The 10806-nt window shown below is 60.6% G+C and carries 9 protein-coding genes; 3 read left to right on the forward strand and 6 right to left on the reverse strand.

All coding sequences use genetic code 11. The features are described from left to right. The first annotated feature begins 79 nt into the window (after positions 1-79). The gene (locus QMM04_RS02640; protein ID WP_282995587.1) at positions 80-1768 is read left to right on the forward strand and encodes an alpha-amylase family glycosyl hydrolase; all 1689 of its coding nucleotides are present in this window, start codon (positions 80-82) and stop codon (positions 1766-1768) included. Here QMM04_RS02640 and bioH read toward each other — a convergent pair. After that, positions 1749-2522 (reverse strand): pimeloyl-ACP methyl ester esterase BioH, encoded by a 774-nt coding sequence (bioH, locus tag QMM04_RS02645; protein WP_282995588.1) that lies wholly within the window; start codon positions 2520-2522, stop codon positions 1749-1751. The genes QMM04_RS02640 and bioH overlap by 20 nt on opposite strands. Before the next feature lie 35 nt (positions 2523-2557). Between bioH and gntX the strand changes: the two genes are divergently transcribed. Both gntX and nfuA read left to right on the forward strand, forming a co-directional pair. Further along, positions 2558-3235 carry a DNA utilization protein GntX gene (gntX, locus tag QMM04_RS02650; protein ID WP_059011196.1) on the forward strand — a complete coding sequence of 226 codons (678 nt, stop codon included), beginning with the start codon at positions 2558-2560 and terminating at the stop codon, positions 3233-3235. A gap of 58 nt (positions 3236-3293) precedes the next feature. Then, the gene (gene nfuA / locus QMM04_RS02655) at positions 3294-3869 is read left to right on the forward strand and encodes a Fe-S biogenesis protein NfuA (RefSeq protein WP_021507402.1); all 576 of its coding nucleotides are present in this window, start codon (positions 3294-3296) and stop codon (positions 3867-3869) included. 36 nt (positions 3870-3905) lie between these two features. Here nfuA and malQ read toward each other — a convergent pair whose 3' ends face one another. The 5 genes from malQ to glpE all read right to left on the reverse strand — a co-directional run bounded on the left by malQ (position 3906) and on the right by glpE (position 10651). Next, positions 3906-5963, reverse strand: coding sequence for a 4-alpha-glucanotransferase (gene malQ / locus QMM04_RS02660; RefSeq protein WP_282995589.1), 2058 nt, complete (start codon positions 5961-5963; stop codon positions 3906-3908). A gap of 56 nt (positions 5964-6019) precedes the next feature. Then, a complete protein-coding gene (gene malP / locus QMM04_RS02665; protein ID WP_282995590.1) occupies positions 6020-8425 on the reverse strand; it encodes a maltodextrin phosphorylase in 2406 nt (801 codons plus the stop codon). 240 nt (positions 8426-8665) lie between these two features. Then, the gene (locus QMM04_RS02670; RefSeq protein ID WP_058759319.1) at positions 8666-9424 is read right to left on the reverse strand and encodes a DeoR/GlpR family transcriptional regulator; all 759 of its coding nucleotides are present in this window, start codon (positions 9422-9424) and stop codon (positions 8666-8668) included. A gap of 43 nt (positions 9425-9467) precedes the next feature. Then, positions 9468-10292, reverse strand: coding sequence for a rhomboid family intramembrane serine protease GlpG (gene glpG, locus QMM04_RS02675; protein WP_282995591.1), 825 nt, complete (start codon positions 10290-10292; stop codon positions 9468-9470). Positions 10293-10324: 32 nt separating this feature from the next. Beyond that, positions 10325-10651: a thiosulfate sulfurtransferase GlpE gene (gene glpE, locus QMM04_RS02680; RefSeq protein ID WP_058759320.1), complete on the reverse strand. Its 327-nt coding sequence runs from the start codon at positions 10649-10651 to the stop codon at positions 10325-10327. Positions 10652-10806: the final 155 nt, after the last annotated feature.

Raw genomic sequence — 10806 nt, forward strand, 5'->3', positions numbered from 1 at the left:
GAGGTTGATAAATTGTCCTGGCGGACTACGCTGAAAAAACCGTGTGAAAAAATGACCTTCCGCGTAACCCGGCGATCCGATGGACATTATCAACTTCCTGCTCGATGAGATTTATGAAGGTAGCCTCCCCGTCGCGGCGCGCGAGCGCCTGCTTTCGCACATCCGCGCGGCGCGCGACACGGTAAAGCTGCCGCGTAAAGCGCACTGGGATGAAAAAGACGTGGTGCTGATCAGTTACGCTGACCAGTTCCGCGAACCCGAGCAGCCCACGCTCGTCAGCTTTACGCGTTTTTTTCAGCAGCATCTGCAGTCCACCTTCAGCCTGGTGCATCTGCTGCCATTTTTCCCCTATTCGTCCGACGATGGCTTCTCGGTTATCGATTACCACAAAGTGAACCCGATTTGCGGCGACTGGCAGCACATCACGGCGCTGCACAGCGAAACCCGGCTGATGTTCGATTTCGTCTGTAACCACATGTCGGCGCACAGCGCGTGGTTTCGCCACTTTCTGGCGCAGGATGCCGGCTGGGACGACTTCTTTATCAGCATGCCGCCCGCCACCGATCTCAGTGCCGTGACGCGCCCGCGCACCTCACCGCTGCTGACGCCGTTTACCCTCGCTAACGGCGACACGCGCTTTATCTGGACCACCTTCAGCGCCGACCAAATCGATCTCAACTTCGCCAATCCGCAGGTGCTGATCCGCATGGTGGGCGTGCTGCTGGATTATCTCAACAAAGGCGCGGATTACGTGCGGCTGGACGCGGTGGGCTACATGTGGAAAACGCCGGGCACACGCTGTATCCATCTGACCAAAACCCATCAGCTGGTGAAGCTGTTTCGCGCCATCGCCAACGAAGTCGCGCCAGGTACGGTGATCGTGACGGAAACCAACGTGCCGCATCAGGATAACATCAGCTATTTCGGCAACGGCCACGACGAAGCGCAGATGGTTTACCAGTTTTCGCTGCCGCCGCTGGTGCTGCACGCCATTCACTCCGGCTCGGCGCGCGCGCTGCGCCAGTGGGCCAGCACGCTTGAGCCCGGTGATGGCGGCACCACCTTCTTCAATTTTCTCGCCTCGCACGACGGCATTGGCCTCAATCCGGCACGCGGCATTTTGTCGGAAGTCGAGATTGTGGCGCTGGTGCGTGAACTGGCGCTGGAGGGCGCGCTGGTGTCCTATAAAAACAACCCGGACGGCAGCACCAGCCCGTATGAAATCAACGTAACGTATCTGGATGCGCTCAATCACCAGACCGACGATGACGACACGCGCCTGCGTCGCTTCCTGCTGGCGCACGCGATTCTGCTGGCCTTTCCCGGCGTGCCCGCCATCTATATTCAAAGTATTCTCGGCTCGCGCAATGACAACGAGGGCGTGCGCGCTGCCGGGCACAACCGCGCCATCAACCGTGAGAAGTACAGCCTGCGCGATATCGAACAGCAAATCAGCGGCGGCAACCCGCTGCGTCAGCAGGTGTTTGAGCGGCTTAGCGCGCTGATTCAGCTGCGCACCCGGCAGCCGGCGTTCCATCCGGACAATCCGATGACGCTGCTGGAGAGCGACAACGCGGTGCTGCTGCTGCGCCGTCACGCCGCGGACAGCGACGAAGGGTTACTGTGCGTGTTCAATCTCAGCAGCCGCGAGATCAGCACCGCGCTGCCGCAGGCGCGCCCTTTTCAGGATGTAATCAGCGGGAAGCGCGTGGATGGCAGCCAGCCGCTGGTGCTGGCCGCCTGGCAGTTTATGTGGCTGCGTGGATGAACTGCTGAACCTGCTGGCAGAACGCCTCCGGGTGCGAAATAAACGGCGCGTGCGCGGCCTTCGCGATGACAACCGACTGCGAATGCGGCCAGCGCGCATCCAGCTGCGGCGCAATGCGGCGCGGCACCAGGCCATCCAGCGCGCCATAGATACGCAGGAACGGCAGCGTCAGCCCATCCAGTGCGCTGCGCAAATCATCGTGGCGCAGAATGTTCAATCCCCCTTCCAGTACCGCCACCGACGGCATCGGCTGCGACAGCACCACTTCTTTCAGCTGGCGCGCATCCTGACGCGCATTTTCCGTCCCCATAGTTTGCAGCGCGAGAAAACGCTCCACCGTGCGCTGGAAATCGCTGCTCAATTGCTGCTGGAACGTCGCCAGCGTCTCAGGCTGGATGCCGGGCCATTCATCCCGGGCGGTAAAGCACGGCGACGACGCCACGCTAATCAATGCCGCCACGCGATCGGGCTGGCTCAGCGCCAGCTGGCTGGCCACTAAGCCGCCCAGCGACCAGCCGAGCAGCACGGCGCGCACTGGCAACTGCGGTAATAGCTGTTGCGCCATCTGCGCCAGGCTCAGCGGCTCAAATCCCTGGCTGCGGCCAAATCCCGGCAGGTCCACCAGGTGCAGACGAAAATGCGGGCTGAGTCGCGGAACAATGTGTTGCCACACTTCGGCGTTCAGTCCCCAGCCGTGCAGCAGCACAAGATCGCGATCGCCTGTGCCTGTGGTGTGCCAGTAAAGCGAACTCATCGGTTACACTCCCGAAAAGTGAAAAGGAGGTCGCTATGCTAGCAATCCCGGCCCTGTGTTGGCTATGCCGTCTGCCGCTGCGTATCGCCCGGCACGGCCTGTGCAGCGTATGTCTGCGTCAGCTACCGGCGCTGCCGGCGCTCTGTCCCTGCTGCGGACTGCCGGCCAGCGGCGATCAGCCGTGCGGACGCTGTCTGCGCCGGCCGCCGCCGTGGCACGCTCTTACTTGCGTGAGTGATTATGTGCCGCCGCTGAGCGAATGGGTGCAGCAGCTCAAATTCTCGCGCGCAACCGCACTCAGGGTGATGCTGGCGCGGCTGCTTTTGTTAAAATTATTAACAAAGCGCCGCCAGCAGCCGTTGCCGCGTATCGATCTGGTGCTGAGCGTGCCGCTGCATCGCCGCCGCGCGTGGCAGCGTGGGTATAATCAGGCCGCGCTGCTGGCTAAACCGCTGGCGCGCTGGCTTGGCTGTGAATACCGCGAAGGGCTACGCCGGGTGCGTCACGGTGCGGTGCAGCATGCGCTCAGCGCCCGCGCCCGGAAAAGCAATCTGCGTGGCGCGTTTCGCCTTGAAATGGCGGTGCGCGGACGCCACATCCTGCTTATCGATGATGTGGTGACCACCGGCAGCACGGTGGGGGAAATCAGCCGCTTATTACTGGCGCAGGGCGCGGCCAGCGTACACATAGGATGCCTGTGCCGTACCTTGTAGAGCGTCGGCGTTGGGCGTATTATAACCAGGTATTTTAGTCAACTATTGAGCAATCGCCATGATCCGTATTACTGATACTGCGCAAGAGCACTTCGCAAAACTGCTGTCAAAACAGGAAGATGGCACCCAGATTCGCGTATTCGTTATTAACCCGGGTACGCCAACCGCCGAGTGCGGCGTCTCCTACTGCCCGCCGGACGCGGTTGAAGCCACCGATACCGAACTGAAGTTCGACAAGCTGTCTGCGTATGTCGATGAGCTGAGCGCGCCGTACCTCGAAGATGCGGAGATCGACTTCGTGACCGATAACCTCGGCTCACAGCTCACGCTGAAAGCGCCGAACGCCAAGATGCGTAAAGTGTCGGACGATGCACCGATGGTTGAGCGCGTGGAGTATCTGCTGCAGGCGCAGATCAACCCGCAGCTGGCCAGCCACGGCGGTCGCGTCTCGCTGATGGAGATCACCGACGAAGGCTATGCCATTCTGCAGTTCGGCGGCGGCTGTAACGGTTGCTCGATGATTGACGTGACGCTGAAAGACGGCATCGAGAAAGAGCTGCTGGCCGCCTTCCCTGAGCTGAAAGGCGTGCGCGATCTCACCGAGCATCAGCGCGGCGAGCACTCCTACTACTGATAGAAGATGCGGCAGCCACCCCGGCTGCCGCGTGTTTTACGGCTTCTTACGCCCTTCATTGACGATCGCCAGCAGCTGCTGCACTTTCCGGTAACTAAACAACTTCTCCAATGGTACGCGCAGTTTGCGCCGCCAGTTGGGGTATTCGGCTACCGTGCCCGGCACGTTGACCGGCGTCTCCATTCCCAGCCAGTCCTCCGGCTGCAGCCCCAGCAGGGCGCTGTCGGTGTACGCCAGAAAGCGGTGCACGCCCTGATTCAGCGCAGGCGTCAGACGCTGGCCGTCGCGGTTTTTGCTGCGCGCATCAATGGCTTGCGCCTCGCTCATCGCCTTCAGCAGCGCTTTTCTCTGCCCATCGCGTTCGGCGATGGCCGCCTTCAGCATGCTGCGTTTAGTAAACAGCCCCAGCTGCTCGCGCAACTGCAGATCGGCGGCATGCCAGAATCCGCTCAGCGTCGGCAAATCATGGGTACTGGCGCTGGCAATCGACTGGCGCGGATAGGCTGCCGGTGGCCGGAACTGCCCGTCCTCCCCGCACTCGAACATCAGCACCTTCCACGAAAAAATGCCGCGGTCGCGCAGCAGGCTGACGATCTCCTGCGGCACGGTGCCGAGATCTTCACCGATCACCATGCAGCGCTGACGCTGACTCTCCAGCGCAAGGATCGCCAGCAGGTCGTGCACCGGATAGGCGACATACGCGCCTTTATCGGCACTTTCGCCATAGGGAATCCACCACAAACGCAGTAGCGCCATAACGTGATCGATGCGCAGCGCCCCGCAATCGCGCATATTGGCGCGCAGCAGATCGATAAACGGCTGATAGCCCCGCGCGCGCAGTACATGTGGATCGAGCGGCGGCAGCGCCCAGTTCTGCCCGAGCGGGCCAAGCGGATCCGGCGGTGCGCCCACCGACGCGCCCAGCTTATACAGCTGCGGATCCTGCCAGGTTTCCGCGCTGTGCTGTGCCACGCCAACCGCCAAATCGCGATATAACCCGACCGCCATCCCCAGCTGCTGGCTACGCTGCCAGCAGGCGGCGAACTGCTGCTGCGCCAGCCACTGCAGCCAGCTCCAGAACAGAATGTCGTCCTCATGCTGCGCGCACCATTGCTGCACCTCCGGCTGCTGCGCCTGCTGCCAGCCTGACGGCCACTTTTCCCAGCCCCACTCATCGGGATGCTGCTGGCTGCGCGCCGCTACGATGGCGTCAAACGCCGCCTGATAACGCAGCGCATCGCCGCCTTCAGCCAGAAACTGCTGAAACGCCGGCTGCCGGGTCAGCTGCGGCTGTGCGTGCTGCCAGGCAAAACGCAGCGCAGTCAGCTTGAGCGTCGTCACCGCGCGATAATCGACAAACGCTGCGCTGCGCGCCTGTTTTAGCGCTTTGCGCGTTGGCGCGCTGTGCCACCAGCGCTGGGCGGCGTCACTTTGGGTGAATTCGTCGATTTGATTGATGTCGATGTACAGCACGTTGAGCCAGCGGCGCGAGCTCGGGCTGTACGGGCTGACGTGATCCGGCTGCGCCGGATAGAGCGCATGCAGCGGGTTGAGACCGATGAAATCTCCGCCGTGAGCGGCGACCTGCTCCAGCATCTGCATCAGATCGCCAAAGTCGCCGATGCCCCAGTTACGCGCCGAGCGCAGCGTATAGAGCTGCACCAGCGCGCCCCAGCGCTTCTCCCCCTGCGCCAGCGCTGGCGGCAGATAACAGCGCGCCGGTGCGATGATAATGCGCGTCTGCCACTGCTGGCGTGAAGTGCTCAGCGTGAGCTGATGGTAGCCCTCGGGCAGTTCTGCCGGCAGCGCCAGGCTTTCTCCCGCGCTCAGCGTGCCGTCATAGTGCTGCCCCTGCTCGCTCACCAGCTGCCAGCGGTAGTCGTCGCTGCCCTGCGGCGTCAGTTCAGGCAGTCCGGGCGGCGTTAACACCAGCACCGGCGGCAGCGGTGGCGCGCTGCCCGTCGGGGCGTCCATCAGCGCCATCAGCGCGCGTTTGGTGTCGTCGCTGATGGTCTGTGACTCACCTTTATTGTTGATAAAACTCAGTGCGATACCGGCATCCCGTGCAGCCTGATCCAGTTTCTTCATGGCCATGTTGTCTCCTTCGTTGCCGTGCGCACATTACGCATGCAGCGTCATTTTCCGGCGGCTCAGCGCGCCGCCTGCCAGATACGCTGTTGATAATCGCGAATCGAACGATCGGCACTGAAGCGGCCGGTATGCGCCGTGTTGAGAATCGCCGCTTTGGTCCACGCTTCCGGATCGCGCCACAGCGCTTCGACGCGCTGCTGCGCCGCGATATAAGCGGCGAAATCGGCCAGCACCAGCCACGGATCGCCCTGTTTGCTCAGGCTCTCCAGCAGCGGCGCAAATACCTGCCGGTCGCCGTCGCTGAATTTGCCCTTTTCCAGCTCCTTCAGCAAACCGTCGAGATAGCGATCGTGCTTGCGCAGTTTCTTCGGACTGTAACCGTCGGCCTTCAGTGCTTTTACCTCATCCACCGTGTTGCCGAAGATAAAGATATTTTTCTCACCGACCGCCTCGGCAATCTCCACGTTAGCCCCGTCCAGCGTGCCAATGGTCAGCGCGCCGTTGAGCGCCAGCTTCATGTTGCCGGTACCGGAGGCTTCGTAACCGGCCGTGGAGATCTGCTCCGAGAGATCGGCTGCCGGAATCATCAGCTCGGCGGCGGTAATCCGGTAATCCGGCACAAACACCACCTTCAGACGATCGCCCACCAGCGGGTCGTTGTTGATCACCTCCGCGACTTTATTGATGGCACAGATGATGTTTTTTGCCAGCAAATAGCCGGGCGCCGCCTTGGCGCCAAACAGAAAGACGCGCGGCACGAAGTCGGGATTGTCCGGGTTATCGCGCAGCTGGCGATAGCAGTGCAGGATGTGCAACAGACTGAGATGCTGGCGTTTGTATTCATGCAGGCGCTTGATCTGCACATCAAACAGCGCTTCAGGATTGATATCGATGCCGGTCACGCGTTTGATGTACACCGTCAGCCGCAGTTTGTTTTGCTGCTTGATGGTGCGGAACTGCTGGCGAAAACTTTTCTTCTTCGCCAGCGGCGCCAGCCATTCCAGCGCGTCGAGATCGTTGGCCCACTCCACCTGCAGGCTGGCGTCAATCAGCGCGGACAGCAGGGGGTTGCACTGCTTCAGCCAGCGGCGCGGCGTAATGCCGTTGGTGACGTTATGAAACTTGTGCGGCCACAGCTGGTGATATTCCGGGAACAGATCGTTAACCACCAGCTGCGAGTGCAGCGCTGCCACACCGTTGACGGCGAAACAGCTCACCACGCACAGATTGGCCATGCGCACTTCGCCGTCGCTCACCACCGCCAGCTTGTGCCAGAGAGCGCTATCATTCGGCCAGCGCTGTTTGACCTGCTGCTTCAGCTGGCGATTGATCTGTTTGATGATTTGCAGATGGCGCGGCAGCAGTTCGCGCAGCAGGCTCGCCGGCCAGCGCTCCAGCGCCTCCGGCATCAGCGTATGGTTGGTATAGGCAAAGGTGCGGCTGGTAATGTGCCAGGCGTCGTCCCAACTCAGGCCATGCTCATCCTGCAGCAGACGCAGCAGCTCCGGAATAGCGATGGTGGGATGGGTATCGTTGAGCTGAATCACTTCGAAATCCGGCAGCGTATGCAGCGCACGGCCCGCCAGTCGGTGACGACGCAGTATGTCGCTCACCGCGCAGGCGCACTGGAAATACTGCTGCATCAGCCGCAGACGTTTACCTGGCGCATGGTTGTCATTGGGATAGAGCACTTTGGTCAGCTTATCAGCTTCAATGCCGGGCTGCTCCGCCTGCAGGAATTTGCCATCGTTAAACAGCGTCAGGTCAAACGGCTGCGCACTAGTGGCTTGCCACAGGCGCAGCGGCAGTGTGATGCCGTTGCGATAGCCGATTACCGGCAGATCCCAGGCCTGGCCGATCAGCTGCTGCGCCGGACGCCATTCGACGCTGCCATCGTCGCGCTTTTTGACCTTACCGCCCAGCCCCACCGGCACATCCAGCGCGGCGTTGTGGCGGAACCACGGATAGCGATCGCGCTGCCAGTCATCCGGCGCTTCGTGCTGCTGTCCGGCCACAAACGACTGACGAAACAGGCCGTACTGATAGTTGAGGCCGTGCCCCATCGCCGGCTGGCCGACCGTCGCCATCGCATCCATGTAGCAGGCCGCGAGCCGTCCCAGTCCGCCGTTGCCCAGCGCCGGATCGACCTCCTCCTCCAGCAGTTCATTCAGCTCAACCTGGTGCTCTGCCAGCGCGGCAGCCACCTCGTTATACCAGCCGAGATTGAGCAGGTTATTACCGGTCAGCCGGCCGGGCAGAAACTCCATCGAGAGATAATTAACGTGGCGCTGAGCGCTTTTCGGCGGCACAGGCGGCTGTGCGGCGAGCAGTTCCATCAGCGCCCGGCTGAGCGCCTGCCACCACTGATGCGGCGTCATCTGCCGGGCGGAAGTCAGTCCGAGCTGCTGCCACTGGCGGGTCAGCGCGGCGTCAAAGCGGGTTTTATTGAATTTTAGCGGCGACATAGTGCATCCCTTTGCATCCGAAACGGTAAACACGGGCAAGCGCAAATCTGAAAGAGTAAGTTAAGCCGGGGACGCTGAAAAAAGCGACAGGGAAATGAAGATGCAGTGAAAAAAGGCGTGCCGCTGCGGCCTGGTCGCCATCAATGGCGACCCTACAATACGGCACAATGCACTAAGGGTGCGGTTTGGTAAGCATGGCCTGCTGCATCACAGGGTGCGCATTGATGCGCACCTGGGAAATCAGCACAGCTCCAGATGCACTTCGTGCTGTTCAATCACCTTCAGTACGCTTAATGGCGGGGTTTGATCGGTATACAGATAATCAATCAGGCTCATGTTGCCAAGGTTAACCATGGCGTTACGGCCAAACTTCGAGTGATCCACCACCAGCATCACGCAGCGCGAGTTCTCGATAATAGCGCGTTTGGTGCGCACTTCGTGATAGTCGAACTCCAGCAGCGAACCGTCCATATCAATACCGCTGATGCCGAGAATGCCGTAATCGAGCCGGAACTGAGAGATAAAATCGAGCGTGGCTTCCCCCATAATCCCGCCGTCGCGCGTGCGCACTTCACCGCCGGCGATGATCACGCGGAAATCCGGCTTGCCCATCAGCAAAATCGCCACGTTGAGGTTGTTGGTGACGATACGCAGATTGTTGTGGTTGAGCAGCGCATGCGCCACCGCTTCCGGCGTGGTGCCGATATCAATAAACAGCGTGGCGCCGTCCGGGATCTGGCTCGCCACGCGCTCGGCGATGCGTGCTTTTTCCGCCGACCACATCATTTTGCGATCCTGCCACGCGGTGTTTTCTGAGCTGGAAGGCAGCGCTGCGCCGCCGTGATGACGCTGAATTTTGTTTTGATCGGCCAGATCGTTCAGATCGCGCCGGATAGTCTGCGGGCTGACCTCAAAGTGATCCACCAGCTCTTCCGTACTGACATACCCCTGACGCCGGACCAGATCGATAATGGCGTCATGACGTTGCGTCTGCTTCACATCTCTCTCCTCGGCTCAAGGCCGTGTTCTTTTTATCCTGCTACTAGCGACGTGCGCGTTTGCGCGTATCAACGAACGCCATTGCCAGCCCCACCAGCAAACCGGTGACGTGCGCAGCGTTCGCGATCGACAGGCCAAAGGCGCCGTACCAGCCAATCACCAGCCATACAATAGCGAAGCCAATCAGGCCGCGCTCGAGATAAATGCCACTTTCGGGATCACGCTCGCCGCGCAGCCAGCAGTAGCCCATCAGCGCATAGACCACGCCGGACAGCCCGCCAAACAGCACGCCGCTGAACTTCGCCTGCATCCAGCCGCTCAGCAGCGCTGAAATCAGCATGATAACGAACAGCTTGCCGCTGCCGAGGCGCTTCTCTACCGCACCACCGAGATACCACCACCACATCAGGTTGAACAGAATGTGCAGCAGCGAGAAGTGCAGCAGCGCGTGGCTGAACCAGCGCCACACCTCAAAATATTGTGATGAATCTGCCGGCCAGGCCAGCCAGCCGAGCACCACATCGTCGCCGACGATCTGCATCAGGATAAACACCGCCACGCAGGCGATCATCATGGTCAGCGTGAGCGGGCCCGCGCGTTCGCGAATGTTTGCCCAGATATTGCCACGCTCATAACGCAGACCGCTGTCGGTGGTACCGCTGTGCCAGCTCGCCGCCTGATAGCGTGGATGGTTGGGATCGCGCACGAACTGCGCGAGTTCGTTTTCGACCATCTCCAGCTTGCTGTCGTCATCCAGCACAATGACATAGTGGCTTTCGCGCTCAATACGCAGCGTGACGCCGCGCGTCGCCATGTAATCGACAAACGCCTGCGCCATACGCGGCTGGTTAAACTGGGTGATGCGCATCATGCGGTGCTCTCCTTCCTTTAATCGGTCAATCAGAGGCTGCCGATGGCGACCTGCGTCGGAAACGCCGCGCGCCAGGCATCAAAACCGCCGTCGATGCTGTAGACGTCGCTAAAGCCCTGGCTTAACAGGAACTGCGCCGCGCCTTTACTGCTGTTGCCGTGATAGCACATCACCAGCACCGGCTGGTCGTGCCGGGCGCCGGCAATGAACGTCGCCAGGTTGTCATTGGTCAGATGTTGGGCACCGGTGGCGTGGCCCATGGCGAAGCTTTGCGGATCGCGGATGTCTACCAGTTGCGCTCCCTGTGCCAGATGCTCGTTAGCCTGCAGGACGTTAATACACTCGAAGGTTTCCATGGGTCTCTCATTACCTCGTCATCAATTGGCGTTAGTTTACCCTGATAAGCCGCCGCCATAACCTGACAAATACTGTGGATATGTGATTTTTTTCCTGCCGAAATGTTAGCTATATCACGCAAAAATGTTTTTATTGAGTTAAGCGCTGGCATCAA

Source organism: Pantoea sp. Pa-EAmG (assembly GCF_030024295.1).
Taxonomy (GTDB): Bacteria; Pseudomonadota; Gammaproteobacteria; order Enterobacterales; family Enterobacteriaceae; genus Pantoea; species Pantoea dispersa.